Genomic DNA, 25,487 nt, shown 5'->3' with positions numbered 1-25,487 from the left:
TAACAGGTGCGACTGCTCTTGAAACGGCGCCGAGCTTCAGGCTGGATGTCGTGAGAAACCTTGGGGGGAAGACATGACCGCGACGATTCGCAATCCGATCCTGCCGGGCTTCAACCCGGACCCGTCGATTTGCCGCGTGGGCGAGGATTACTACATCGCCACGTCCACGTTCGAATGGTATCCGGGCGTGCAGATCCACCACTCGCGCGATCTAGTCAACTGGCGGCTGGTGCGCCGCCCGCTCGAGCGGGCAAGCCAGCTCGACATGCGCGGCAATCCGGACAGTTGCGGCGTCTGGGCGCCGTGCCTTTCCCATGTCGACGGCCTGTTCTGGCTCGTCTACACCGACGTCAAGCGCTTCGACGGCAACTTCAAGGACGCGCACAACTACATCGTCACGTCCCCTTCGATCGAGGGCGAGTGGTCCGATCCGGTTTATGTCAATTCCTCCGGCTTCGATCCGTCGCTGTTCCATGATGACGACGGCCGCAAGTGGTTCGTCAACATGCAATGGAACCACCGCACCGAAAGCTTCGGCGGGGCGCCGAAATCGCCGGCCTTCGACGGTATCCTGCTGCAGGAATGGGATCCGGTCTCGCGGAAGCTCGTCGGGGCGATCCAGAATATCTTCGCCGGCAGTAGCCAAGGGCTCGTCGAAGGCCCGCATCTCTTCAAGCGCAACGGCTGGTACTATCTGACGACAGCCGAGGGCGGCACCGGATATGATCACGTGGTGACGATGGCTCGCTCGCGTAGCATCGAAGGTCCCTACGAGATGCATCCGCAGACGCATCTGATCACCTCCAAGGACGCGCCGGACGCGGTGCTGCAAAGGGCAGGGCACGGCCAGTATGTCGAGACGCCGGACGGCCAGGCCTATCACACCCACCTGACGGGCCGGCCTTTGCCGCCGCAGCGGCGCTGCACGCTCGGCCGTGAGACGGCGCTGCAGAAATGCGTCTGGCGCGATGACGGATGGCTCTATCTGGAGCAGGGTGGTGTCGTACCGGCCGTCGAGGTTGCGGCGCCGGGCGAGACCGCTGTCATCGAGAAGCCCGCAAAGGTCGAAAGCGACTTCGACGGCGCTGCGTTGCCCGATGATTTCCAATGGCTGCGCACGCCTCTGCCCGAGCGGATTTTTTCGCTGACGGAGAAGCCCGGCCATCTGAGGCTGTTCGGCCGTGAAAGCATCGGCAGCTGGTTCGAACAGGCGCTGGTGGCGCGCCGCCAGGAGCATCATTCCTTCCGCGCGGAGACGGTCGTCGAGTTCGAGCCGGATACCTATCAGCAGGCTGCCGGTCTGACCCATTACTACAACCGCCACAAGTTTCACGCGCTCGTCGTCACCCTGCATGAAAAGCTCGGCCGGGTCGTGACGATCTTCTCCTGCGCCGGAGATTTTCCGCATGGCCGCATGACGTTTCCCGCCGAAAGTGGCGTCACCGTTCCATTCGGACGGGTCTATCTGGCCATGGAAGTCCGGGATAACGAGCTGCAGTTCTTCTGGCACCCCGACGGCTACCGTGCCTGGCGCAAGATCGGCCCGGTGCTCGATGCCGGCGTCGTATCCGACGAGGGCGGGCGCGGCGAACACGGGTCGTTCACCGGCGCATTCGCAGGCGTGTTCGCTTTCGATACGTCCGGCCGGGCGCAGGTCGCCGATTTCGACCGCTTTAGCTATGAGGCGTTGTAATTCACCATTGAATGAGAAAGTAGTGCATTAGGTAACTATTGTAATTGGCTGACGTCATTACAATTTTGTAATTTCCGTTTTCAGTTTCCGTTCATCTCAAAGGTCTTAGTTTCGGGGTGTCAAGAACGAAAGGACACCCCGATGAAACGTTTGTTGATCGCCTTGGTCGCCGGATCTTTCCTGGCCGCGCCGATGGCTTCCGCGCAGCCGGCAAAGCCGTTCGAGGTCGCTCAGGTGAAGGAGCGGCATGTCGAAAAGAATGTCTACAGGCATGGCAACACGAAAATCGTCGAGAAGCGCGTCGTCGTGAAGAAGCGCTGGGCGCGCGGCTATCGCCTGTCACCGGCCGAGCGTCGACACATTGCCGCAGTCCAGGATTACCGCCGTTACAGGCTCTATGCGCCACAGCGCGGCCAGCAGTGGGTTCGCGTCGACAACGACTTCCTGCTGATCAGCGTTGCGACCGGCGTGATCGTCAATCTGGCAACCCGTTAGCCAGAGGATCGAAAGGCGGCGGGCCGCCTTTCGCCACCGGCGGCTGGTGCTGCTAACTTGCCCGGGCCGACCAGTCCGTGAACGGATCGGGCAGCGTCCGCCACCGTTCCGGCGTGAAACTGCCGGCATCCACCAGACAATCGTCAAGCTCGGCTTCCAGCGCCGCCTGGTCCATCGGATCGGCGCCGATGAAGACGATCTCCTGGCGCCGGTCGCCCCAGACGGGATCGAGATGGGGTTTCATCAGGGCCAGAAACCCCGGATCGTCCGGCCACTGGGCCTTGGGAACCGCCGACCACCAGAGCCCCATCTTCGACGTGCGCACCATGGGACCCGCCTGGCTCAGTTCGCCGACGTGATGCGGCCGCGTCGCCAGCCAGAAAAAGCCCTTGGCGCGAACCACGCCCGGCCATGCGCGGTTGATGAAGGCGTGAAACCGGGTTGGATCGAACGGCTTTTTCGCCCGGTAGACGAAGGAGCGAATGCCGTATTCCTCCGTTTCCGGCATATGGTCCTTGAACCCGTGCAGTTCCTTGTACCAGAGCGGATGCTGCTGGGCCTTCGCCATATCGAACAGCCCGGTGCCCAGCACATCGCGCAGCGCCACACGCCCGAAATCCGCCTCGAGCAGCCGTGCATCCGGATTGAGGCCGATGACGATCTTGCGCGCCGCGTCAAGCTGTTCGGGCGTGGCGCTGCCGGTTTTGTTGAGGATGACGACATCGGCGAATTCGATCTGTTCGACCAGCAGATCGACAAGCGTGCGGTTGTCGCCGTCTCCGGCCGTGTCGCCGCGGTCGGCAAGGAAATCATCGGAGGAATAGTCGGCCAGAAGGCTTGCGGCATCGACGACGGTCACCATCGTATCGAGCCGTGCAACATCGGAGAGGCTGTTGCCGTTCTCGTCGCGAAATTCGAACGTCGTCGCAACGGGAAGCGGTTCGGCAATGCCGGTCGATTCGATCAGCAGGTAGTCGAAGCGGTCCTGTTCCGCCAGCTTGTGCACCTCGTTCAGCAGGTCGTCGCGCAGCGTGCAGCAGATGCAGCCATTGGTCATCTCGACCAGTTGCTCCTCCGTCCGCGACAGGTTGGCGCCGCCGTCGCGCACCAAAGCGGCGTCGATGTTCACCTCGCTCATGTCGTTGACGATCACCGCCACCCGCAGCCCGTCGCGATTGTTGAGGATATGATTGAGCACCGTGGTCTTTCCGGCGCCGAGAAAGCCGGAGAGAACGGTGACCGGAAGCTTGTCGGACATCACCCGTATCCCTATGTTATACCATTACATTTAATGATCTGAAAAAGGCGGACTCGTGGCCCGCCTTTTGAAACGCCGGAAATGCCTGTTTAGCTGCCGTTGGAAAGGCAGGTTTTCAGCGAGGTGCCGATACCTTCCATCAGCTGGAAATAGAGGTCGGGGCCGGCATCGAGGGTAGCCGCTTCCGGGTCGAGCGTGCCCGATTTCGCCGGCGTGCCTTCGAGCACGACATTGACGAGCTTCGGCTCGAACTGCGGTTCGGCAAAGACGCAGGTCGCGCCCAGTTCGACGATCTTGGCGTGGATCTGCGACAGGCGTTCGGCGCCCGGCAGGGTCTCGGGGCTCACCGTGATCGAGCCTGCCACCTTCACATGGTAGCGATGCTCGAAATATTGATAGGCATCATGAAAGACGATGAAGGGCTTGTCCTTGATCGGTGCGACCGCCTCTTCGAGTGTCTTGTCGAGGGCATCGAGCCGTGTGTTCAGGGCCTCGAGATTGGTCTTGTAGGTGGCGGCATTGTCCGGATCTGCGGCCGCCAGCGTCGTTTCGATCTCGGCGGCCATCGCCTTGGCATTGGCCGGATCGAGCCAGAGGTGCATGTCGAATTCACCCTCGTCGTGGTGATGGCCCTCTTCGTGGGCGTGGTCCCCGGCGCCCTCCGCACTTGCCTCCTGCTCGTCGCCGTCGTCATGCGGTTCGAAGGCGCCGCCTTCGCGGAATTTCAGCTTTTCGAGCCCGGGCGCGTCGTCCAGTTCGACGATCTTTGCGCCGCTGCCCAGCGACTCCAGCGGCTTTTCCAGAAAGGCTTCCAGCCCATGGCCGACCCAAAAGACGATATTGGCGTTCTCCAGCGCCGAGGCGTTGGAAGGTTTCATGCTGTAGGTATGGGGGGAGGCGGCGCCCTCGACGATCAGTGCCGGTTCGCCGACGCCCTGCATGATCGAGGCAACCAGGGAGTGGATCGGCTTGATCGAAACGACCACGTGCGGCACTTCGGCATGGGCGGTGCCTGTTGCCAGAAGCATGGAGGGGGCGAGAAGCAGGGAGGATGTGAAAAAGAGGGATTTTTTCAGGCTCATGCGGGGACTCCTGTCTTGTAAATCAATGTAATGTTATTACATCAATTGCGTTATGCTATAACGTGTGGCATAGCGGCTGGCAACACCTCACCCGGATTTTTTTGATGCTGAATTTCCGCACGCCCGACCAGAAGCCTCTCGTCCTCATGAACAATGCCGGCGTGCGCCGCAGCGGCCGCTGGCTGGTGCGCGGCGTCGAGTTGTCGATCAGCCGCGGCGAGATCGTCACGCTGATCGGCCCGAACGGCTCGGGCAAATCGACGACCGCGAAGGCCGCGATCGGCGTGCTGAAGCCGGACGAGGGCTGGGTCGAACGCAAACCGGGCCTGAAGGTCGGCTATGTGCCGCAGAAGCTCGCCATCGACTGGACGCTGCCTTTGACTGTCGAGCGCCTGATGACGCTCACTGGTCCGCTCAAGGGCCGCGAGATCGAGGAGGCGCTGCACTCCACAGGCATCGCACATCTTGCCCGCGCCGAGGTGCAGCACCTGTCCGGCGGCGAATTCCAGCGGGCCCTGCTTGCCCGCGCCATTGCCCGCAAGCCCGATCTGCTCGTTCTCGACGAACCGGTACAGGGCGTCGACTTCTCGGGCGAGATCGCGCTCTACGACCTGATCAAGTCCATCCGCAACCAGACCGGCTGCGGCATCCTGCTGATCTCGCACGACCTGCATGTGGTGATGGCCGAGACCGATACGGTGATCTGCCTCAACGGCCATGTCTGCTGCCGCGGCACGCCGCAAGTGGTCAGCCAGAGCCCGGAATATCTGAAACTGTTCGGCAGCCGCGCGGCCAAGACGCTTGCCGTCTACAGCCACGATCACGACCACACCCATCTGCCCGACGGCCGCGTGCTGCATGCCGATGGCAGCATCACCGAACATTGCCATCCGGACGATGGCCATCACCATGGCGCCCACGGCCACGGCGATCATGGTCATGACGATCATGACCATGCCGATCACGTCCACGGTCCGGATTGCGGCTGCGGCCAGCACAGCCGCCTGCAGGGCTTCGGCAACAAGGAGACGCGCCGTGTTTGACGATTTCTTCACCCGCGCGCTCGTTGCCGGCATCGGCCTTGCCATCACGGTCGGCCCGCTCGGCTGCTTCGTCATCTGGCGGCGCATGGCCTATTTCGGCGACACCATGGCGCATTCGGCATTGCTCGGCGTGGCGCTGTCGCTGCTGTTTAACCTCAATCTGATGCTGAGCGTCTTCATCGTCGCCGCCGTCGTTTCGCTGCTGCTGCTGCTGCTGCAGAAGCGCGGCGCGCTGTCGACAGACGCGCTGCTCGGCATTCTCTCCCACTCGGCGCTGTCGATCGGCCTCGTCATGGTCGCCTTCATGACCTGGGTGCGCATCGATCTCGTCGGCTTCCTGTTCGGCGATATCCTCGCGGTTTCCGAGGCTGATATCGATCTCGTCTGGGGCGGCGGCATTCTCGTTCTCTTCGCCATCGTCTATCTCTGGCGGCCGCTGCTTGCCTCCACCGTCAATCCGGAACTGGCCGAGGCCGAAGGCCTGCAGCCGGAGCGGGCGCGGCTTTATTTCATGCTGCTGATGGCCTTGGTGATCGCCATTGCCATGAAGATCGTCGGCATTCTGCTGATCACCTCGCTCTTGATCATTCCGGCGGCAACCGCCCGGCGCTTTGCCACGTCGCCCGAAATCATGGCCGTGCTCGCCTCGGTGATCGGCGCGCTCGCCGTCACCGGCGGATTGTTCGGCTCGCTGCACTTCGATACGCCGTCCGGTCCCTCGATCGTGGTTGCGGCGATGGGGCTTTTCGTGCTCAGCCTTTTGCCGTTCGGCCGGAACGGCGAAACCGAAACGGCTATTCACTCGACGCATGGAGGGCATCACTGATGGCGCAGCAACTCACCAAGAACCAGACGCTGGTGCTCGATGCGCTGACCCATGCCGACGGCCCGCTCAGCGCCTATACCATCCTCGACAAGCTGCGCGACCACGGTTTCCGCGCTCCGCTGCAGGTCTATCGTGCGCTCGACAAGCTGCTCGAATTCGGCATGATCCACCGGCTCGAAAGCATGAACTCCTTCGTCGCCTGCTCGCATCCGGATCATCATCACCATGATCACGGCGTGACCGCCTTTGCGATCTGCGAGGATTGCGGCCAGGTGACCGAAATGCATGATGCGGGTATCGAGGAGCGGCTCTCGGTGCTTGCCGGCAGGGAGCATTTCAAGACCGAAAAGACGACGATCGAGATTCGCGGCCACTGCCAGAACTGCACCTGCGCATAATCTCCGTCAGGCCCCGTCAAAGCCGTAACCATTGCAAGCGGATGTCCGAACATCCGGTCTATCGAGGTTCAGACGTGAACAATCGCGATTCGATGTCCGATTTCCTGTTTTCCGCGCATACGCATGGCCACACCCATGTCCCTCAGGCAGCGGGCATGGCCGAAACCGCCATTGATCCCGTCTGCGGCATGACAGTGAAACTCAACGCCGGAAAACCGAACCTCGAGTATCAGGGAACGACCTATCATTTCTGCAGCCAGCGCTGCCACGGCCGCTTCGGCGCTGATCCCTGGTTCTTCCTGTCCGGCCACGCAAAGGACAAGCCCAAGGCTGCCAAGAAGGCGACGCTCTACACCTGCCCGATGGACCCCGAAATCGTCCGTGACGCGCCCGGAACCTGCCCGATCTGCGGCATGGCGCTCGAGCCGATGGGCGCCCCGGTCGAGGGTCCCAATCCCGAACTCGTCTATTTCACGCGCCGCTTCTGGGTAAGCCTTGCCTGCGCTGTGCCGCTCGTCATCCTGTCGATGGGGCCGATGGTTGGCCTTCCGATCCGCGACTGGATCGGCGCCCGCATCGCCACCTATCTCGAACTCCTTCTGGCAACGCCGGTCGTGCTCTGGGCCGCCAAACCTTTCTTCGAGCGGGGATGGGTGTCGCTGCGCACCGGCCACTACAATATGTGGACGCTGATCATGCTCGGCGTCGGCGCGGCCTATCTTTACAGCGTCGTCGCAACGCTGTTCCCGAGCTTCTTTCCGATGGAATTCGGCGGCCATCACGGTGACGTTGCCGTCTATTTCGAGGCTGCGGCGGTGATCGTCGCGCTGGTCTTCGTCGGCCAGATCCTTGAGCTTCGCGCCCGTGAGCGCACCGGCGATGCGATCCGCGCGCTGATGAACCTCGCGCCGAAAACGGCGCGGCGGATCCAGCCGGATGGAACCGAACAGGACGCGCCGCTTGAAAACATTCTGGCTGGCGATCACGTGCGCATACGCCCCGGCGAAGCCGTGCCGGTCGATGGCATCGTCACCGAAGGCCGCTCCAGCGTCGACGAGAGCCTGATCACCGGCGAGCCTTTGCCGGTGGAAAAGATCGCGGGCGCCGAGGTCACCGGCGGCACCATCAACCGCAACGGCACGCTGGTCGTACGGGCGGAAAAGGTCGGCAGCGATACGGTCCTGTCGCAGATCGTCGAGATGGTCGCCTCGGCCCAGCGCTCGCGCGCGCCGATCCAGAAACTCGCCGACCGGGTGTCCGGTTGGTTCGTCCCTGCGGTCGTCCTTGTCGCCGTGGCGGCTTTCGTCGGCTGGCTGATGCTTGGTCCGCAACCGTCCTTCGTCTACGGGCTGGTCGCTGCCGTCTCCGTCCTCATCATTGCCTGCCCCTGTGCGCTCGGTCTCGCCACGCCGATCTCGATCATGACCGCGACGGGCAGGGGCGCCCAGTCGGGCGTGCTGGTCCGCGAAGCCGCGGCACTCGAGCGTCTTGCGGCCATCGATATGCTGATCGTCGACAAGACCGGCACGCTGACGGAAGGCAAGCCGCGTCTGACGGACGTGCTTGTGGGTCCCACCTTTCCGGAAAACCGGCTGCTGATGCTCGCGGCCTCCCTGGAAAAGGCCTCGGAACACCCATTGGCCGAGGCCATCGTCGCCGGGGCCAAGGCGCGGGACGTGCCGCTGGTTGCCGTTTCCGACTTCGAAGCGGTCAACGGCAAGGGCGTCTCCGGCCGGGTGGATGGCGATCTCGTGCTCGCAGGCAATGCCGCGATGCTGGCGGATGTCGGTATCGATACGTCAGCCTTTGCGGATCACGCCGAAGGGCTGCGCCAGAACGGCCGCACCGCGCTCTACGTCGCGGTCAATAGCGAACTGGCCGGTCTTCTGGCGCTGGCCGACGAGATCAAGGTCAATGCGGTCGAAGCCATCCGCGCGCTGCATGCCGATGGCATCCGCATTGTCATGGCGACGGGCGACAGTGCCGTCACAGCGCACGCAGTGGCGAAGGCGCTCGGCATCGACGATGTCGCGGCCGACCAGTTGCCGGAAGATAAGAAAGCGCTGGTCGAGCGCCTGAAGGCCGAGGGCCGCATCGTTGCCATGGCGGGCGACGGTATCAACGATGCGCCGGCTTTGGCGGCCGCGGACGTCGGCATCGCGATGGGTACCGGCGCCGATGTGGCGCTGGAAAGCGCCGGCATCACGCTGCTGAAGGGCGACCTGTCCGGTATCGTGCGGGCGCGAACCCTGTCGAAGGCGACGCTGTCGAACATTCGCCAGAACCTGTTCTTCGCCTTTGCCTACAACGCCGTGGGCGTGCCGGTCGCAGCCGGTCTGCTTTATCCGTTGACCGGCTCGCTGCTCTCGCCGATGATCGCCGCCGCTGCCATGAGCCTGTCCTCGGTTTCCGTCGTCACCAATGCACTTCGGCTGAGACGATTGAAGCTCTGACGGCAACTACCCGATGACGGACAGGCTTGTCGCGAAAAGCTGCCATTTCTTGACGTAGCCGTTCGCCGAGTTCTTCAAGCCGGCGACGGCTGTCTCATCCAGCAGCCGGATGGCCTTTGCCGGTGCGCCGACGATCAGGGAATTGTCGGGAAAGACCTTGCCTTCCGTCACCAGCGCATTGGCGCCGACCAGGCAGTTGTTGCCGATCACAGCACCATTCAGCACCGTTGCGCCCATGCCAATCAGCGAATTGTCGCCAATGGTGCAGCCATGCACGATGGCGTGATGGCCAATGGTGCAGCCCTCTCCGATCGCAACCGGAAAGCCGGGATCGACATGGATGACGACACCTTCCTGGATATTGGTGCGGGCGCCGACCCTGATCGGCTCATTGTCGCCGCGCAGCACGGCGCCGAACCAGACACCGACGTCTTCGCCCAGTTCGACCTTGCCGATGACATGCGCGTCCGGCGCCACCCAATAGCCGCCTTCTGCGGGGACAGATGGTCGTGCTGGGCCAAGTGCATAAAGCGGCATGATATTTCCTTCGTTTTCTCAGGGCGGGATGCCGAAAAGTGTGAGCGGTTTTCGGCCGCGCTGCCTTTTTGATCTATACGACGGTGACGGTCAGCGTCGCAACGCCGTCGACGCCGCAGGAAATCACGTCACCGCGCGACACCGGACCGACGCCGGACGGCGTCCCTGTCATGATGACGTCTCCTGCGGAAAGCGTGAAAAGCTTCGACAGTTCGGTGATGATTTCCGCCACCTTCCAGATCATCTGGTTGAGGTCGCCCTGCTGCTTCCGGTCGCCGTTGACCGCCAGCCAGATATTGCCAGCCGCCGGGTGGCCGATGGTCTCGGCCGGAACGATCTCTGAAACCGGTGCCGAGTGTTCGAAGGCCTTGGCCGCCGCCCATGGCTTGCCGGCCGCCTTTGCCTCTGCCTGCAGGTCGCGGCGGGTGAAGTCGATGCCGACGGCATAGCCGTAGACGCAATCGAGCGCGTCGCCAGCAGCGATGTTGACGCCGCCGTTTTTCAGCACGACGACAAGTTCGACCTCGTGATGTACGTCGGCGGACAGCGGCGGATAGGGAAACTCCGCGCGCTGCACCGTTAGATTGTCCGGATTTTTCTGGAAAAAGAATGGGGGCTCCCGGTCGGGATCATGGCCCATCTCAATTGCGTGGGCCGCATAGTTGCGGCCCACGCAATAAACGCGGCGAACGGGGAAGGCCCGATCGGAATTCGCAACCGGCAACAAAACCGGGGCGGGAAGGGGAATTACAGTGGTCATCGGTATCCAGGCATTCGATTTCGAATGCCGGACGATAGCACCCCTTCAAGGGGTGGCGAAAGCTGCTTCAGCTGCAGGCGTAGGCTTCGAGCTGATCACGTGTCAGAAACCGGCTGCCGGCCCGTGAATTGAGGTCTGGATGGGTGTATTCCAGGCTGGGGACATCCGGAAGCTCAAGCGCCTGGCGCACGGTCATGATGCCGACATCACGGCGATCCGAGCCATGTTTCAAGCTGACTTCGACGATGCGATACAGATTTTCCTCTACCATGTGTTCTCTCCCGTCGCTTTATTTTTTGTTTATGGCCGCAGTAGCTACTCCGAAATTGGTTTTTATGAGGCACCTCACCTATTAACATGCCACAGGTAAACGAATCACAACAGTGATTTTTCGGCAAATGCTTTGGATTCGTGTCGCGATGAGACGCGATCTACTGTCAAAGAGGCGGTTGGACGCATTTTTTCGAGCATCCGCCCAAGTAGCGGGCATCCTCTCTGTTTTTTGATGGAACAATATTACTTTTGGGATGTTTTCCTCGCTAAGAAGAGGAGCACGGTGATGGCCAATATCAAAAATTTGCGAACCGGTTTTACGGGCGAACTGAAGGAGGCGGACGCCGTAACCGCCAAAGCGAGACAAACGGCTAAATATGTCAAGGACGAGGCGACGGCGGTCGCCAGGACGGCGCACGACCACCCGTCCGCCACCAGCACGGCGCTGCTCATTTTCGGCGCCGCAGCCTTCGTTGCCGGCTATCTGATCGGCAGCGCCGCGAACCCACCACCACAGCGCAGCCGTTTTTGGTAATTGTTGCGCTGCATAAGATTTCACTTGATTTTGATGCAATGCAGCAATAAAGTCATATTTATCGCAGCGATTCACCTCCTCCCGGAAAGCTGCGATCGATCAGCGGTCACCTCCTCCCGACCGTGGGTCACTTTCAGAAGCCTGCCGCACCTCCTCCCGCGGCAGGCTTTTTTCGTTTTGCCGTCTGCCCAGCGGGAACCAAATCAGCTATTGTGAAGTTAGGTTCTGGCAAGAAAATCGGAGGAGACGCTCATGCCATATGCCAAATGGTCCAATCCTGTGGAGGTCGGGTTTGCCCACAAAGGCTGCCAGATCGTGCAGGGACCGTTCGATGCGCTGATCTGCCTGATGGACACCTGGCCGGACCTGCGCGGTCCGCGTTACGTCGCCGCCAGAAGCTTGTGCCGTGCAGCGCTCGACGGCCGCAGGTCGCCCGAGGAAGCAAGGGAAGTGTTCATTTCCGCCGCGAAAGAGGCAAAGCTTCAGGCGCATTGACGGACCCAGCCCGCGCCGATCTAAAATCGCCGGGAAGACCTGAACGATCTCCCTTCACATCCGTCGTTTCTGACGGGAAGTGGACTGTTTTTTACAGTCCACGAAATTCCGCCAATAAAACCCTGCCTCATTGACTGTAACCGGCACGTTAAAGCATGATCTGCCCGCGGGAGAGCCGTGTTTGTCCGTTCCCATTCCCGTATTTGAGTTTCCTGAGGTCACGCGCAAATTTCCGACTAAACATCTCACATCTAATCAGAGGGATAGAGCAGAATGTCCAAGGTTGTTGTTCTCGGCGTGGAAGGTGAAGACGGATACTGGCTTGCCGATTTCGAGGCGGGCACTCTCACAAAAATCGATGATGGCGGCGATGGCGCCTTTGCCGCTGTCGCTTCCGCGCGTCAGCCCGGCGAACCGCTCGTGCGGGGCGTGAAATTCGCGGTCGTCGCGGATAACGGCGAAGAACCGGCGAGTGGCCATTTTGATCGCGGCCCACTCCTGCGCGGAGTGAAATGCGCCATCGTCACAAACAACGGCGAAGATCCCGCCGGCGGCCATGTCGATCGTGGCGTTTCCGGTAGACCGCTGGTTCACGGGTTGGATTTTGCCGTAACGATGGATAGTGGAGGCGACATTGCCGGTGGCCACCTTGATCATGGCAGGACAACACAGGCAGCCGTTAAGGGCGTCGATGTCGCGGTGATGGTCGATACTGGAGATGATCTCTCGAGCGGCCATTACGATCGTGGCCCGGTCGTGCGCGGCATCGATGTCGCGATCATGGCAAGCAGCGGCAGTGCGTCCGGCGGTTTCATGGATCGCGGCGCGGAATAGGCGGGTTGCGAACCGCCAGCGCGGGCGCTTTGGGTGAGACGACCCGGAGCGCCTATTCCGATCGCCTCATCACGCCGGAAGAGACGCTCGCGCGAATAAAACCCTTCCTGCGTCAGTTCGGTGTGACGCGGCTTGGCCGTCTGACCGGGCTCGACAATATCGGCATCCCAGTCTGGAACGCCGTTTCGCCCAACGCCCGGTCGATTGTCATCAACCAGGGAAAAGGCATCACGGATATCGACGCCAAGGTTTCTGCCGCGATGGAGGCCCTGGAGCGAGCAGTTGCCTGCGCGCCCTCGATCCCGATCCGCTATGCGACCCGGGAGGCCATTCTCGCGGCTGGCGGGCAGGCCATACTCCTTCATGCCCTGACCGCGCACGGATTTACCGATCTTGGGAACGAAGAGGACGTCGCCTGGGCGAGCGGCCACGATCTGTTGAGGGACGAGACCACGTGGGTGCCTCTTGATGCCGCCAGCCTCGATCGGACGCGCGAGGATTGCCGCTACTGGCAATCCTCCGACGGATTGGCTTCCGGCAACACGCAGACGGAGGCAACGCTGCACGGCATACTCGAGCGGATCGAAAGAGATGCCGAGGTACTCTGGCGGATGATGCCGCTGGCAAGAAGGCTGCAAACATGCGTTGATCCCGCCGCTTTCGGGGATGCGGTTCTGTCAGATCTAGCCGGCCGCATTGTGAATGCCGGGCTCACACTTCGCCTTTTCGATATCACCAGCGACATCGCTGTGCCGTGTTATACGGCCGTTCTTGCTCCCAAAGATATTCTGTCGATGAAACAGCCGCTCTACCATCAGGCGACGATCGGGCACGGCTGCCATCCGAACCCGGTGCGCGCAGCCATACGGGCAATCACGGAAGTGGCACAATCGCGCCTGACCTATATCAGCGGCGCCCGGGACGATGTCTTTCCCGAGACCTTCACGTGGCCGCTTGCCGAGGAAACGCGGGCATATTTTACCGCCAAGGCAACGTCGCGTGCCATAGTCCAGCCCCCTCTCGCCGGGGGACCGGAAACGCTCCTGTCCGACGTTCTTCGAAGTCTTAACGACGCGCAGGTCAAATCGGCGATTGCCCTGCCGCTCTTGCGCGGCGATTTCCCGTTTTCAGTGGTGAAGGTTTTCGTGTCGCAATTGGAGAACCCCGACGGTTTGCGCAAGCGCCGTCTGGGGCCGCGTGCGGTTGCCCGTCTTCTGGAGACGGCATGAAAATCGTCTTTGTTGGCCCGACCTTGCCCGATGCGCATGCCCTGATTGCCGGGGATATCGTCATTCGTCCGCCCGCCATCCAGGGTGATCTGCTGCGCGCGGTGCGCTCCGGCGTGTCGGCGATCGGCATCATCGACGGCAATTTCGAATATGTGGCGCCGATCTGGCATAAGGAAATCCTCTATGCGCTGTCTCATGGTATAAGGGTCTATGGTGCCGCCAGCATGGGCGCCTTGCGGGCTGCCGAATGCGCCGATTTCGGCATGACCGGTGTCGGGCGGATATTCCACCACTATGCCGACGGTATTCTGGAGGATGATGCCGACGTCGCGCTGCTCCATGGTCCGGCAGAACTTGGCTACCTGCCGCTGACGGTCCCGCTGGTCAACGTGCTGGCAACACTGGAACACCTGCAGGCGACAGCCGCCATCACCGCCGATGTCGCATCGGAGCTTGAAGGGGCGGCCCGAGCCATCTTCTACAAGGAAAGAACGTGGTCCGAAATCATCAAGCGCGCCCGGCTTGCGTCCGCGATTGACCGGGCAACCCTGATGAAGACGCTCAAAGCCGGCTCCGTGGATCAAAAGCGCCGGGATGCATTGGAACTGCTCGGTTTGATGGCGCGCACAGGCGATCAACCAGGCGAGCGGCCCACGGGCTGGGAGTTCCAGGCGACCAGCATGTGGAAAGCGACCATGAACGCTGCGGCTGAGACCTTTTGAGTGAAAAACAGTGCGTGTAGATTTGCGCGGCGCCACGCTATATAAGGCCGGCACCATTGCGGATGCGGGTTTACGCGGATGCTGTTTCTGCCGTTTGCGGGACGCATCGAACTGAGAACGAATTTCATGAGCGACGACACCAAAATGCCGGCCGGACCGGGCGGCGGACGCTATTTCAAGGCACCGGTCTTTGCCGTGGCGCCGATGATCGACTGGACGGATCGTCACTATCGTTTCCTGGCCCGTCAGCTTTCCAAGCATGCGCTGCTCTATACCGAAATGATCGTCTCCGAGGCGATCCTGCGCGGCGACCGGGAGCGGTTGCTGGGGCTCGATGACACCAAGCAGCCGGTGGCGCTGCAACTGGGCGGCAATGATCCGGGCAAGATGGCGGAAGCGGCGCGGATCGGCGAAGACTTCGGCTACACCGAGATCAACATGAATGTCGGCTGTCCCTCGGACCGGGTGCAGTCGGGCACGTTCGGGGCCTGCCTGATGCGCGAGCCGGCGGTGGTGGCTGACTGCGTGGCGGCGATGAAGTCGGCGGTGTCGATCCCGGTGACGGTCAAATGCCGGATCGGCGTCGACGACCAAGAGCCAGAGGCGGCGCTGCGCGATCTCGTTTCCCAGGTCGCAAAGGCCGGTACGGACGCGGTCTGGGTGCATGCGCGCAAAGCCTGGCTGCAGGGGCTGTCGCCGAAGGAGAACCGGGATATTCCGCCGCTGGATTATGGTCTGGTTTATCGCCTCAAGTCAGAAAATCCTCATCTTTTCATCGGTCTCAACGGCGGTCTTGGCAGTTTGAATCAGGCCCTTGAGGAACTGAATCACGTCGACGGCGTCATGCTCGGCCGGACCGCCTATCATGATAGCGCCATGCTGACGGCCGTGGATCAGTCTTTTTCGCATCCGCTGACGGGGGCTGCGCCGATCGATCTGAGCGGCGAGGCGTTTACCGCCAATGGGCACCGGCTGTCGCTGGCGTTCTGGGCCGATATCCGCGACGCGATGATGGGACATGCGGCCCGGCACATCGCTTCCGGCGGGCGGCTCATTCATGTGACGCGCCACATGGTCGGCCTGTTCCAGGGCTGGCCGGGGGCGCGGCGGTTCCGGCAGATCCTCTCGGCCGATGCGACGCGGGCCGGCGCCGGTCCGGAGGTGATCGCCGCCGCCTTTGATGCAATTCTTTCCGCAGCCGAGGCGAAACAGGCGGCGGAATAAGGCTCCCAAAAAAACGCATTGGCAATGCCTGTACATCCAGTCGATCATCGTACAGCTTTTCGTCCCGGGGATAATGTGCGCAACAAAAAAAACGGCGCCCCGAAGGACGCCGTCAATTCAGTCATCGCAAAGCGATCAAATCCGGCTTAGGCAGCCTGGATGTTGACGGCCTTGGGGCCCTTGCCCATGCGATCCGGCTCGGTGTCGAAGGTGACCTGCTGGCCGTCCTTCAGGGTCTGGAGACCAGCGGCCTGCAACGCCGAGATGTGGACGAACACGTCCTTGGCGCCGCCTTCCGGCGTGATGAAACCAAAACCCTTGTCCTGGTTGAAGAATTTTACGGTGCCCTTGGTGGCCATGGGAGAAGTCCTTATTTCCCTTGATGATGTGCCTTCACCCCTGCCAGGGTGGAGACCTTTTTTCTTTCCGGTTTTGTCTTTGTTCCGAAAAGCCAGTCGGTGAAGTCGATAACGGGGAAAGAACGCCTACAGTGCCGTTTCGGCACGCCCGGATTGCTCCGGGACCATACAGCCAGTCCAGTCTCCGGGATGCAAACGCCCGAACGTTGAAATAATTGGCAGCAATTCGTGAAAATAGCAAGCGATTAATCCCCGATATTTCAACCGCATGCTGTCCTCGCCCCGGAGTATTCGCCAGAGGTTGCGTCCTGTGCCGCAATGGCACAGCTGGCCGGGGAAAACCCCCCGCCGCCCTCTTGTCTCCACAATTTCGTCCCGACCATGGGCGAAGAGGGGCAGCCGAAGAAGAGGCGGCCGACGGGCGGCATTCGGGCTTGAAGCCCGGGCCGCGAACCGTTAGGGCGGGAATGACGGATTCTGGACGACGAGGTGGCTTGGTGATCGATCCTTATGAAACGCTCGGACTTGAACGCGATGCCGATGGCGATGCGATCAAGACGGCCTATCGCAAGGCGGCGAAGACGGCCCATCCGGACAGCGGCGGCGACACGGAGGAGTTCGGCCGGCTGCAGGCCTGCTACGACCTGCTGAAGGACCCGGTGCGCCGCAAGGTCTATGACAATACCGGCTACGACCCGCAGCTTGCCGACCCGCGCGACCTGAAGGGCATCCTGATGCTGGAAACGCTGGTCAACGAGTTCATCCTCGACGAGCGCGAGCCCGGCAGCTTCGACCCGCTCGCCGCCATGCGCCGCAAGCTGTCCGACGACATCGTCAAGAGCCGCTTCCATATCCTCGAGCTCGAACGTCACCGCGCCCGCGTCCGCCAGCATATCGACCGCCTCGGCCGCCGCCCCGCCGCCGACGTGCTCGGCTCGATGCTGCGCACCCGCTCGCAATCGATCGCCGACGCCATCCGCAATGCCGAAAGCCAGATCGAGGCGATCGAGCAGGCCTATACGATGCTGGAGGGTTATTCGTATGAGCTGGAGCTGCTGCCGGAGGTGAAGGCGGCGGAGTAGGGCGTTTTTGCGGTTGTTTCTGCTCCTTGCACGGCCGGTTCTGTTTTCGTGCGCGTGCCCCAACCCTCCGTCATTCCTGTGCTTGTCACAAGAATCCAGCCACGGCGCGTCCGCCGTGAGAGAACCCATGCAACGCCGTTTGAAGAGTCTTGCGCGCCGTGGACACGGCGCACTGGATTCCTGTGACAGGCACAGGAATGACGGAGGGTGGGGAAGCGTCTGCCTTCATCAATGATCGCCCGGGAAGGTGGTGCGGCGTCGCCCGGCGGCTGGTGGCGTTCAGTGGGGCGACCCGTTGGATGCGGGGCCGGGCGGGTCGATCCGTTCCCGGTCGCGGCGGAAGGCGTCAAATTCGTGCTGATATTACCGCCCCGGCCGCCCGGTCTTCCCCTTCGTCTTCTTCTGCCGCTTCACATCGCCCGCATCCTCATAGGAGCCGACGCCGGCCTTTGCGCGCAGGAAGGGTTTGGGGTCGTCGGACCCCCTCACCAAGTTCGCCGTGCCAATCGGCTTCGCCTCTTGGGGCGAACTATCCTCTCCCACGAGGGGAGTGGAAGGGCTTCGCAGCACCGGTTTTTCCGGCAGCTTGCCGCGGGTGTTGAGCGGCTTTTCGGTGCGGCCGACGGTCATTTCGTCGAGGTCGTTCTTGCGGAACAGCGAGCGGGCCGGGCGGGTCATGTCGGTGCCCGGGCCCATGTCGTCGAGGCTGGGTTTGGTGAAGAGGGAGCGGCCGGGTTGATCTCCCCCCTTGAGGGGGAGATGGCCCGAAGGGTCAGAGGGGGGTGTGGCGGCGGACTGGGAGTTCGAGGGGGCACCCCCCTCTGTCGGCTCTGCCGACATCTCCCCCTTAAGGGGGGAGATTGGGCCCGTGTTTGCCGCATCGCCCCTTATCCGGCCCTTCGGGCCACCTTCTCCCCGTGAACGGGGAGAAGGTGAGGTGCCCTCCATTGCCCTGGCCGGATTTCTTGCGTTCCCGGTCGCGCCTTCGGCGCTCCTCGCCTCTTGCCGGGCCATCGGGTCGTCCATGACGGCGAGTTCGGCGGCTTTGAGGCGCTTGATCTCGTCGCGCAGGCGGGCGGCGGTTTCGAAGTCGAGGTCGGCGGCGGCGTTGCGCATCTGTTTTTCCAGCGCTTCGAGATGGGCGGCGAGGTTGTTGCCGACCATGTCGGTGAGGCCGCCCTTGACGCCCTTGATGCCGATGTCGGCGCGGACATGGTCCTTCTCGTAGACGGAATCGAGAATGTCGGAGATCTTCGCCTTGACTGATTCCGGGGTGATGCCGTTGGCCTCGTTATAGGCCATCTGCTTTTCGCGCCGCCGCGCGGTTTCCTCCATGGCGCGGCTCATCGAGCCGGTGACCGTGTCGGCATAGAGGATGACCTTGCCGTCGACGTTTCTTGCGGCGCGGCCGATCGTCTGCACCAGCGAGGTTTCGGAGCGCAGAAAACCTTCCTTGTCGGCGTCGAGGATGGCGACGAAGCCGCATTCGGGGATGTCGAGGCCCTCGCGCAAGAGGTTGATGCCGACCAGCACGTCGAAAGCACCCAAGCGTAAGTCGCGGATGATCTCGATGCGCTCCAGCGTGTCGATGTCGGAATGCATGTAGCGGACGCGAACACCCTGCTCGTGCAGATATTCGGTGAGGTCCTCGGCCATGCGCTTGGTGAGCACGGTGACGAGGGTGCGGTAGCCGGCAGCGGCGGTCTCGCGGATCTCGCCGAGCACGTCGTCGACCTGGGTTTTGGCCGATCGCACCTCCACTGGGGGATCGATGAGTCCGGTCGGGCGAATGACCTGTTCGGCGAAGACGCCGCCGGACTGTTCCAGTTCCCAGGCGGCCGGGGTGGCGGAGACGGCGATGGTGTCGGGGCGCATGGCGTCCCATTCCTCGAAGCGCAGCGGGCGGTTGTCCATGCAGGAGGGCAGGCGAAAACCGTATTCGGCCAGCGTCGCCTTGCGGCGAAAGTCGCCCCGGTACATGCCTCCGATCTGGCTGACCGAGACGTGGCTTTCGTCGATGAACAAAAGGGCGTTGTCGGGGATGTATTCGAACAAAGTCGGCGGCGGCTCGCCGGGCTGGCGGCCGGTCAGGTAGCGCGAATAGTTCTCGATGCCAGCGCAGGAGCCGGTCGCCTCCAGCATCTCGATGTCGTAGCGGGTGCGCTGCTCCAGCCGCTGGGCTTCCAAGAGGCGGCCGCCCTTTTCCAGTTCGGCGAGGCGCAGTTTCAGCTCCTCCTTGATCGACTTGATCGCCTGGTTGAGCGTCGGGCGCGGCGTGACATAGTGGGAATTGGCGTAGATCTTCACCGATTTCAGGTCGTCGGTTTTCTGGCCGGTCAAGGGATCGAACTCGGTGATCGCGTCGATCTCGTCGCCGAACATCGAGATGCGCCAGGCTGCGTCTTCCAGGTGGGCCGGGAAGATCTCGATGGTGTCGCCCCTCACACGGAAACTGCCGCGCTGAAAGTCCATGTCGCGGCGCTTGTATTGCTGGGCGACGAGGTCGGCGAGCAATTGCCGCTGGTCGAGCGTGTCGCCGACCGTCATCTGGAAGGTCATGGCGGTGTAGGTCTCGACCGAGCCGATACCGTAGATGCAGGAGACCGAGGCGACGATGATGACGTCGTCGCGCTCGATCAGCGAGCGGGTGGCCGAGTGGCGCATGCGGTCGATCTGCTCGTTGATCGAGCTCTCCTTCTCGATGAAGGTATCGGAGCGCGGCACATAGGCTTCCGGCTGGTAGTAGTCGTAGTAGGAGACGAAATATTCGACGGCGTTGTCGGGGAAGAAGTTCTTGAACTCGGAATAGAGCTGCGCCGCCAAGGTCTTGTTCGGCGCCAGGATGACGGCGGGGCGCTGGGTCGCCTCGATCACCTTGGCCATAGTGAAGGTCTTGCCCGAGCCGGTGACGCCGAGCAGCACCTGGGTGCGGTCCTGGTTGTCGAGGCCTTCGACGAGGTCCTTGATGGCGGTCGGTTGGTCGCCGGCGGGCTCGTAGTCGGATTTCATGACGATCTGGATGCCACCCTCGGATTTCTCCGGCCGGGCCGGCCGGTGCGGCGTCCACAGCTTGCCATCCTTGAACAGGGGGTTGCCGGATTCGATCAGGGCCGAGAGGGCCTCGACCGTGGCGGTGACGCCGCCGGTGGCCAACGCTTCTGCATCTTCCAGCGACGTGTCCATGCCGGCGACCGGATTGAGGCCGGCGGCGGCGCGGGTCTTCGGATCGGAGGTGCCGCCCATCGACGTTCCCCGCGCGGACTTCGACGCGGCGATCTCGACTTTCTTGCGGTGTTTGCCGGCCTTCGAGGCGACGTCGTGGCGGGTCTCGATCGTCTCGGCCTCGGCCATGCGCTGCAGCTCTTCGGCCCAGTCGGCGACGTTCGACGACAGCGGCGCGCCTTCGAAGGACGATTGCGGGGCTTCCTCGAAACCATTCGAGGCGGGGGATTTCTTCGGAGATTTTGCCATGGCCGGAATATGGAGAGAGTCCGCCGGAAAGGGAAGGGGGCGATGAGTACAAAAAGGCAACGGATAGGCCGGCTACTGCCAGTTTCTGACACCATGGCGACAGCCGCATCGGGGGCGCGCGGCTGCAGGCCCGGATCGCCAACCAGGTCCATTCCGCGGCGCAGCTGAAAACGATGCACGAGGTGATCACGCTCGTCGTTTTTGCCGCCTTCTCGGTGTTCTGGCTGAAGGAAACCCTGACCTGGAACCATGCGATCGGCTTTTGCCTGATCGCCGGCGGCGCGACGTTTGTGTACAAGGGGTGAATTTGGGCGGGGCCGCCCGCAGATTCGCCACAAGCGTGCCGTAGCGGTAGGCCGATCGGCAGGGGAAGGTTTGATGGTACTGGCGTTTTCCACCATGGCGGCATTGCGGTTCGGCACCGGGTTCAGGCCCGGCCAGGCGCCGCCCGAGAGCGTCGAGGAGATGCTGGGGCAGCTCGATGCGGCGCGGCGGGAAAAGCTCAGCTTCCCGGATGGCGGGCCGCTTGCCGCCAAGGACCGCATCGCCGAAACCACGGCGCAGCTCGCCCTTCTGAAGCACGCCGGCAAAAGGGCCGACACCGAGACGAAGCGCCTGAACCGCGTCCGCTTCAACATCGCGTTCGTCAATCTCCTCACAGTGGAGGAGCATGCGCGGTTCATCCAGTCGGTGCTTTCGCCCTACGGCTTCAATGAGCGCCTTGCCGGCTTCTGGCTGAACCATTTCAGCGTCAGCGCGCGCAAGGAATACTTCATGCGGCTGATCGTGCCGCTTTACGAGGCCGAAGCCATCAGGCCCCATGTGGCGGGACGGTTTGCCGATCTTGCCAAGGCGGCCGTCCTGCACCCCGCCATGCTGATCTATCTCGACCAGGTGAAATCCATCGGGCCGAATTCGCCACAGGGCCGGAAACGCCAGAAGGGGCTGAACGAGAACCTGGGGCGCGAGCTTCTCGAGCTGCACACACTCGGCGCCGGCAGCGGCTACACCCAGACGGATGTGCGCAATGCCGCCTTCGTGCTGACCGGAATGACGGTCGATCGCAAGACCTATCAGGCGCGCTACGCGGCCAATATTGCCGAGCCGGGTGCAAGAGTGGTCTTCGGCCGCTCCTATGGTGGCCGCGTGCGCAGCCGGTCGGATGTCGAGGATCTCATCGAGGATCTCGCGGCGGCGCCCGAAACGCGCAATCACATCTGCCGCAAGATCGCGGCGCACTTCATTGCCGACACGCCGCCGCCTGAGGTGGTGGAGGCGATGACTGTCGCGTGGAAGCGCACGGATGGCGATCTGACGGCCGTTTACGCGGCGATGTTGCGTCATCCAGCAAGCTGGGAGGAAGAGGGGCAAAAGGCCAAGCCGCCCTTCGACTATATCGTCTCCGGCCTGCGCGCCCTTTCGGTCGGGGCGGACGACATGCAGCATCGCGGAATGCCGACCGACGTGCCGGCGCAGGCTGTCGGGACAGCCGGTATGGAGGGCGCCATGCGGCAAATGGCGGGCGGCGGCGATGCCATGCCCTTTGATCCCGCGGCGTTGAGGCTGCGCCACAATCCTCTGACCGTGCCGGCGGTGGAGCGGCTCGGGCAGCCGGTCTGGCAGCCGCCCAGTCCGGCGGGGTTCGATGACGTTTTTTCGACCTGGATTGCCGGCGGCCCCCTGGCCGGCCGGATCGCCTGGGCGCGGCTCGCCGCCGCGCGGCTGGGCGCAGATCGCGATCCGCGGGCTTTTCTGCGCGAGGCACTGCGCGACGCAGCGCGGCAGGACACGATCGACACGGTGTCGCTGGCGCCGACACGACAGATGGGTGTGGCCCTCGTCCTCGCATCCCCCGAGTTCAACAGAAGGTAAGCCGGCATGGATGTGGATCAAAAAATGCCGATCAGCCGCAGGGCTTTCCTGACATCGGCCTGCTGCGCCGCGGCGGCGCCGCTGATCACGTCGCTCACGCTTGCCGCGGCGCCCGGCGACAAGCGGCTGGTGACCGTTGTACTGCGCGGGGCGATGGACGGGCTGCACCTGGTCCAGCCCTATGCCGATCCGGCGTTCAGGCTGTATCGGCCGACGCTGGCGGTCGCGCCCGACGACGGGCTGATCGATCTCGACGGCTTCTACGGTCTCAACCCGGAGGCGCAGGCGCTTCTGCCGCTGTGGAAAAGCGGCGAGTTGAGTTTCGTGCAGTCCGTGTCGACGCCCTACCGGAATGCGCGCAGCCATTTCGACGGGCAGGATGTGCTGGAGAACGGCGGCGTAGCGCTCGGCGATGAGAAAACCGGCTGGCTCAACCGCGCGCTCTCGGCCATTCCGTCGCCGTCGTCCCGAAAGGCGGTCGACGTCAATACGTCCGCGGAGCTGTTGCTCAGGGGCGAAAACCGCGTGGATGTCTGGTCGACGCAGACGGACCTGACGATGAAAACCGACGAGCTCGCCTTTTTCGAGCGGCTCTACCGCAACGATCCGCCCTTCGCGCAGGCGATCGCCGAGGCCGAGGTCATCGACGGTTCGACCGACACGCTCTTCGCCGACGAAAAACGCGGTGCAAAAACAGCCGATATCGCCCGCCTGGCCGCGGGGATGCTGATGCAGGACTATCGGATCGCCAGCTTTTCGATTGCCGGCTGGGACACGCATGCGCGGCAGAAGCCCGCCTTCAGAGCGCCAGCGGCCGATCTTGCCGCGGCGATCCTGACGATCCGCGAGACGCTTTCACCGGCCGTCTGGAAGGACACGATCATCGTCGCCATCACCGAGTTCGGGCGGACGGTGCGGGAGAACGGCTCCGGCGGCACGGATCACGGCACCGGTGGTCTGGCGGTGATCGCGGGCGGCGGTATACACGGCGGCAAGGTGATCGGGCGGTGGCCGGGGCTGGCGGAGGACCGGCTGCTCGACGGCCGCGACCTGATGCCGACCGGCGACGTGCGCGAACTGGCCGCCGCGATGCTCTACCGGCAGTTCGATATTTCACCGGGCAGCCTGACGAATACCATCTTTCCGGGGCTGGATTTCAGCCCGTCGTCGATTTATCTCAAATCGGTCTGACGCTTGAGCGCGCCTGAAAAGCCCGAAAGGCCACACTCCTAGTGGTGAAAACCTGACGCTTGATAGCTGGCACAGACTTCCGTTTTGGGTGGAATGCGGTCGTAACCTACTACCGACCGCTCGCGTGCCTTAAGAGACGGGGCATCAGAATGATTTTAATACAATTCGCGCATGTGGCGATCTATGGTGAAGCGTGGAAAGTACGGAGGCGAGCGAACACCATTCATTAGGTTCCAGTAGATCGACCTAATAAGAGGATCAGTGAGGGAATGTCATACGTGTACATTTGCGCACCTTGTATGACTACTGTCGGTGTGTAGGCGCGCCGAAACTCAGATGAAAGATACTGATAAATGCCCCAGCGAATCTCGTTCAGATGCCATGCGACTTGGGTTGAGGATGCAATGAATACGTTATCCTGGAACCATTCCTGAAACTCAGGAATAACCAATAACTTTGTCCTTCATCAATGTCGGTACCATTCCCAGCGAGAGTCTTGCGGATCTTGCCGACAATGTCGCCAAGCCGCGTGAAACCGTGTTTCGAGATCGTCCCACAAATCTTGAGGTAATCCATCCGCAGCACGCGTAACGTGCCTTCGCGCTCGATAGCGGGAAGCCACACGCTTTCAACGACAGCAAATCCATCCAGCCATTCCGCGAAAGTTTTTAGCGATGACCCGAGGGAAGCAAGCGAGCGTCCCCTTGGCTCGAAACCGGTATTTCGGCTCCGGTACCAAGCGCCAGATTTTCGCCACTAGCTGGATTTTTCACCAAACAGCGTGTCGAGGATCTGCCCCTCCAGTCGTGCCAGTTCCGGCGAGCCGTGGCGGCGGGGGCGTTCGAGCGGGATATCGAGGTCGAGGGCGATCTTTCCCTTGTCGATGACGATGACGCGGTCGGCGAGAGCGACGGCTTCGGCGACGTCGTGGGTGACCAGCACGGCGGTGAATGTCTGCTGCAGCCAGATGCGTTCGAGAAGCTGCTGCATCTCGATGCGGGTCAGCGCGTCGAGCGCGCCGAGCGGCTCGTCTAGGGCGAGGATATAGGGGTGGGCGACAAGGGCGCGGGCGAGCGCGACGCGCTGGCGCTGGCCGCCTGAAAGGACCGATGGCCATTCGCCGGCGCGGTCGGAGAGGCCGACCTCAGCCAAGATAGCGAGCGACTTTTCCCGAGCGTCTTCACCCCTGACGATGCCGGTCAGGCCGACTTCGACGTTTTTGGCGATCCGCGCCCACGGCAGGAGGCGGGGTTCCTGGAACATGATGCGGGTGCGGTTTTTGCCGTCCGTGCCTTTGTTTACCGTCAGCGTGCCGGATGACGGCCTGTCGAGGCCGGTCAGAAGCCGCAGCAGCGTGCTCTTGCCGCAACCGCTCTTGCCGATGACGGCGATGAACTGGCCGGCGGGGACATCTAGGTTGATGTCGTCGAGGACGGTCTTGTCGCCGAACTTGCGGCTGATGCTGCGGAAGGAGAAGGCGGTATCCCTTGGATCACGCGCGCGGGCCTGCGGCGCAGCATAGGGAAACCATTGTGTCGGCGTGGTTTCGCGCAGTGCGCGGGCTTCGGCCGTGTCCTTCGCCGTTTTAACGGGCGCCTCGGATTTCGGATTAAGGGCGATGACGGACATTCGGGAGCACTCCGTTTTCGTTTCGC

Annotated in this window: 23 protein-coding genes and 1 pseudogene; 15 read left to right on the top strand and 9 right to left on the bottom strand. The window is 62.5% G+C overall.

All coding sequences use genetic code 11. The features are described 5' to 3' along the window. Positions 1-73: 73 nt before the first annotated feature. A complete protein-coding gene (locus WI754_RS17205; RefSeq protein ID WP_349434682.1) occupies positions 74-1,693 on the top strand; it encodes a glycoside hydrolase family 43 protein in 1,620 nt (539 codons plus the stop codon). 141 nt (positions 1,694-1,834) lie between these two features. After that, on the top strand, positions 1,835-2,188 hold the full coding sequence (locus WI754_RS17200; RefSeq protein WP_349434681.1) for an RcnB family protein: 354 nt from the start codon (positions 1,835-1,837) through the stop codon (positions 2,186-2,188). A 52-nt stretch (positions 2,189-2,240) separates the two neighbouring features. On the opposite strand, the gene WI754_RS17195 is transcribed toward WI754_RS17200, so the two are convergent. Continuing rightward, complete coding sequence (locus WI754_RS17195; RefSeq protein WP_349434680.1) at positions 2,241-3,446, bottom strand: GTP-binding protein; 1,206 nt, start codon at positions 3,444-3,446, stop codon at positions 2,241-2,243. 89 nt (positions 3,447-3,535) lie between these two features. Beyond that, positions 3,536-4,528, bottom strand: a complete 993-nt coding sequence (locus WI754_RS17190) for a zinc ABC transporter substrate-binding protein (protein ID WP_349434679.1) — start codon at positions 4,526-4,528, stop codon at positions 3,536-3,538. A gap of 104 nt (positions 4,529-4,632) precedes the next feature. Here WI754_RS17190 and WI754_RS17185 point away from each other — a divergent pair, with 104 nt between their 5' ends. From WI754_RS17185 to WI754_RS17170, 4 genes are all read left to right on the top strand, one after another. Then, positions 4,633-5,571 (top strand): metal ABC transporter ATP-binding protein, encoded by a 939-nt coding sequence (locus WI754_RS17185; protein ID WP_349434678.1) that lies wholly within the window; start codon positions 4,633-4,635, stop codon positions 5,569-5,571. Next, positions 5,564-6,397, top strand: a complete 834-nt coding sequence (gene znuB / locus WI754_RS17180) for a zinc ABC transporter permease subunit ZnuB (RefSeq protein WP_349434677.1) — start codon at positions 5,564-5,566, stop codon at positions 6,395-6,397. Before WI754_RS17185 ends, znuB begins: the two co-directional genes overlap by 8 nt. Continuing rightward, positions 6,394-6,795, top strand: coding sequence for a Fur family transcriptional regulator (locus WI754_RS17175; RefSeq protein WP_349437849.1), 402 nt, complete (start codon positions 6,394-6,396; stop codon positions 6,793-6,795). The genes znuB and WI754_RS17175 overlap by 4 nt, the downstream gene beginning before the upstream one ends. A 155-nt stretch (positions 6,796-6,950) precedes the next feature. Then, positions 6,951-9,248: a heavy metal translocating P-type ATPase gene (locus WI754_RS17170; protein WP_349437848.1), complete on the top strand. Its 2,298-nt coding sequence runs from the start codon at positions 6,951-6,953 to the stop codon at positions 9,246-9,248. 6 nt (positions 9,249-9,254) lie between these two features. On the opposite strand, the gene WI754_RS17165 is transcribed toward WI754_RS17170, so the two are convergent. The 4 genes from WI754_RS17165 to WI754_RS17150 all read right to left on the bottom strand — a co-directional run bounded on the left by WI754_RS17165 (position 9,255) and on the right by WI754_RS17150 (position 11,428). Next, positions 9,255-9,785, bottom strand: a complete 531-nt coding sequence (locus WI754_RS17165) for a gamma carbonic anhydrase family protein (RefSeq protein WP_349434676.1) — start codon at positions 9,783-9,785, stop codon at positions 9,255-9,257. A gap of 73 nt (positions 9,786-9,858) precedes the next feature. Beyond that, positions 9,859-10,545, bottom strand: coding sequence for a fumarylacetoacetate hydrolase family protein (locus WI754_RS17160; RefSeq protein ID WP_349434675.1), 687 nt, complete (start codon positions 10,543-10,545; stop codon positions 9,859-9,861). A 67-nt stretch (positions 10,546-10,612) separates the two neighbouring features. Continuing rightward, positions 10,613-10,816 carry a hypothetical protein gene (locus tag WI754_RS17155; protein WP_349434674.1) on the bottom strand — a complete coding sequence of 68 codons (204 nt, stop codon included), beginning with the start codon at positions 10,814-10,816 and terminating at the stop codon, positions 10,613-10,615. Positions 10,817-10,897: 81 nt separating this feature from the next. Beyond that, entirely contained in the window at positions 10,898-11,428 is a 531-nt protein-coding gene (locus WI754_RS17150) for a hypothetical protein (RefSeq protein ID WP_349434673.1), read from the bottom strand. Positions 11,429-11,605: 177 nt separating this feature from the next. Here WI754_RS17150 and WI754_RS17145 point away from each other — a divergent pair, with 177 nt between their 5' ends. The 5 genes from WI754_RS17145 (at position 11,606) to dusA (ending at position 15,857) form a co-directional block, all read left to right on the top strand. Continuing rightward, positions 11,606-11,848, top strand: coding sequence for a DUF982 domain-containing protein (locus WI754_RS17145; protein ID WP_349434672.1), 243 nt, complete (start codon positions 11,606-11,608; stop codon positions 11,846-11,848). A 273-nt stretch (positions 11,849-12,121) separates the two neighbouring features. After that, on the top strand, positions 12,122-12,682 hold the full coding sequence (locus tag WI754_RS17140) for a hypothetical protein (RefSeq protein WP_349434671.1): 561 nt from the start codon (positions 12,122-12,124) through the stop codon (positions 12,680-12,682). A gap of 5 nt (positions 12,683-12,687) precedes the next feature. Beyond that, positions 12,688-13,911: a YcaO-like family protein gene (locus WI754_RS17135; RefSeq protein WP_349434670.1), complete on the top strand. Its 1,224-nt coding sequence runs from the start codon at positions 12,688-12,690 to the stop codon at positions 13,909-13,911. Further along, on the top strand, positions 13,908-14,633 hold the full coding sequence (locus WI754_RS17130; protein WP_349434669.1) for a TfuA-like protein: 726 nt from the start codon (positions 13,908-13,910) through the stop codon (positions 14,631-14,633). Before WI754_RS17135 ends, WI754_RS17130 begins: the two co-directional genes overlap by 4 nt. 126 nt (positions 14,634-14,759) lie before the next feature. Continuing rightward, positions 14,760-15,857, top strand: coding sequence for a tRNA dihydrouridine(20/20a) synthase DusA (gene dusA / locus WI754_RS17125; protein WP_349434668.1), 1,098 nt, complete (start codon positions 14,760-14,762; stop codon positions 15,855-15,857). Between the two features lie 146 nt (positions 15,858-16,003). Here the strand turns inward: dusA and WI754_RS17120 are convergent, their stop codons facing one another. Next, positions 16,004-16,216, bottom strand: a complete 213-nt coding sequence (locus tag WI754_RS17120) for a cold-shock protein (RefSeq protein ID WP_018324555.1) — start codon at positions 16,214-16,216, stop codon at positions 16,004-16,006. Between the two features lie 467 nt (positions 16,217-16,683). On the opposite strand from WI754_RS17120, the gene WI754_RS17115 reads away from it, so the two are divergent. Continuing rightward, positions 16,684-17,298 carry a DnaJ domain-containing protein gene (locus WI754_RS17115; protein WP_349434667.1) on the top strand — a complete coding sequence of 205 codons (615 nt, stop codon included), beginning with the start codon at positions 16,684-16,686 and terminating at the stop codon, positions 17,296-17,298. Positions 17,299-17,661: 363 nt separating this feature from the next. On the opposite strand, the gene uvrB is transcribed toward WI754_RS17115, so the two are convergent. After that, positions 17,662-20,769: an excinuclease ABC subunit UvrB gene (uvrB, locus tag WI754_RS17110; RefSeq protein WP_349434666.1), complete on the bottom strand. Its 3,108-nt coding sequence runs from the start codon at positions 20,767-20,769 to the stop codon at positions 17,662-17,664. A gap of 131 nt (positions 20,770-20,900) precedes the next feature. Here uvrB and WI754_RS17105 point away from each other — a divergent pair. The 3 genes and pseudogenes from WI754_RS17105 to WI754_RS17095 form a co-directional block, all read left to right on the top strand. After that, a pseudogene (locus tag WI754_RS17105) lies at positions 20,901-21,074 on the top strand (DMT family protein); the annotation flags it as partial. A gap of 73 nt (positions 21,075-21,147) precedes the next feature. Then, positions 21,148-22,641, top strand: a complete 1,494-nt coding sequence (locus tag WI754_RS17100; protein WP_349434665.1) for a DUF1800 domain-containing protein — start codon at positions 21,148-21,150, stop codon at positions 22,639-22,641. Between the two features lie 24 nt (positions 22,642-22,665). Further along, complete coding sequence (locus WI754_RS17095; protein WP_349434664.1) at positions 22,666-23,832, top strand: DUF1501 domain-containing protein; 1,167 nt, start codon at positions 22,666-22,668, stop codon at positions 23,830-23,832. A 756-nt stretch (positions 23,833-24,588) separates the two neighbouring features. Here the strand turns inward: WI754_RS17095 and WI754_RS17090 are convergent. After that, complete coding sequence (locus WI754_RS17090; RefSeq protein ID WP_349434663.1) at positions 24,589-25,461, bottom strand: ATP-binding cassette domain-containing protein; 873 nt, start codon at positions 25,459-25,461, stop codon at positions 24,589-24,591. Positions 25,462-25,487: the final 26 nt, after the last annotated feature.

Source organism: Pararhizobium sp. A13, assembly GCF_040126305.1.
Taxonomy (GTDB): Bacteria; Pseudomonadota; Alphaproteobacteria; order Rhizobiales; family Rhizobiaceae; genus Pararhizobium.
The sequence above is the reverse complement of the archived record's forward strand: the minus strand, read 5'-3'. Positions and strand labels throughout refer to the sequence as shown.

Coding starts and splice junctions, on each gene's coding strand:
- WI754_RS17205 (WP_349434682.1), top strand. CDS start 74: ATGACCGCGACGATTCGCAATCCGATCCTGCCGGGCTTCAACCCGGAC.
- WI754_RS17200 (WP_349434681.1), top strand. CDS start 1,835: ATGAAACGTTTGTTGATCGCCTTGGTCGCCGGATCTTTCCTGGCCGCG.
- WI754_RS17195 (WP_349434680.1), bottom strand. CDS start 3,446: ATGTCCGACAAGCTTCCGGTCACCGTTCTCTCCGGCTTTCTCGGCGCC.
- WI754_RS17190 (WP_349434679.1), bottom strand. CDS start 4,528: ATGAGCCTGAAAAAATCCCTCTTTTTCACATCCTCCCTGCTTCTCGCC.
- WI754_RS17185 (WP_349434678.1), top strand. CDS start 4,633: ATGCTGAATTTCCGCACGCCCGACCAGAAGCCTCTCGTCCTCATGAAC.
- WI754_RS17170 (WP_349437848.1), top strand. CDS start 6,951: ATGGCCGAAACCGCCATTGATCCCGTCTGCGGCATGACAGTGAAACTC.
- WI754_RS17165 (WP_349434676.1), bottom strand. CDS start 9,785: ATGCCGCTTTATGCACTTGGCCCAGCACGACCATCTGTCCCCGCAGAA.
- WI754_RS17160 (WP_349434675.1), bottom strand. CDS start 10,545: ATGACCACTGTAATTCCCCTTCCCGCCCCGGTTTTGTTGCCGGTTGCG.
- WI754_RS17155 (WP_349434674.1), bottom strand. CDS start 10,816: ATGGTAGAGGAAAATCTGTATCGCATCGTCGAAGTCAGCTTGAAACAT.
- WI754_RS17145 (WP_349434672.1), top strand. CDS start 11,606: ATGCCATATGCCAAATGGTCCAATCCTGTGGAGGTCGGGTTTGCCCAC.
- WI754_RS17140 (WP_349434671.1), top strand. CDS start 12,122: ATGTCCAAGGTTGTTGTTCTCGGCGTGGAAGGTGAAGACGGATACTGG.
- WI754_RS17130 (WP_349434669.1), top strand. CDS start 13,908: ATGAAAATCGTCTTTGTTGGCCCGACCTTGCCCGATGCGCATGCCCTG.
- dusA (WP_349434668.1), top strand. CDS start 14,760: ATGAGCGACGACACCAAAATGCCGGCCGGACCGGGCGGCGGACGCTAT.
- WI754_RS17120 (WP_018324555.1), bottom strand. CDS start 16,216: ATGGCCACCAAGGGCACCGTAAAATTCTTCAACCAGGACAAGGGTTTT.
- WI754_RS17115 (WP_349434667.1), top strand. CDS start 16,684: ATGACGGATTCTGGACGACGAGGTGGCTTGGTGATCGATCCTTATGAA.
- uvrB (WP_349434666.1), bottom strand. CDS start 20,769: ATGGCAAAATCTCCGAAGAAATCCCCCGCCTCGAATGGTTTCGAGGAA.
- WI754_RS17100 (WP_349434665.1), top strand. CDS start 21,148: ATGGTACTGGCGTTTTCCACCATGGCGGCATTGCGGTTCGGCACCGGG.
- WI754_RS17095 (WP_349434664.1), top strand. CDS start 22,666: ATGCCGATCAGCCGCAGGGCTTTCCTGACATCGGCCTGCTGCGCCGCG.
- WI754_RS17090 (WP_349434663.1), bottom strand. CDS start 25,461: ATGTCCGTCATCGCCCTTAATCCGAAATCCGAGGCGCCCGTTAAAACG.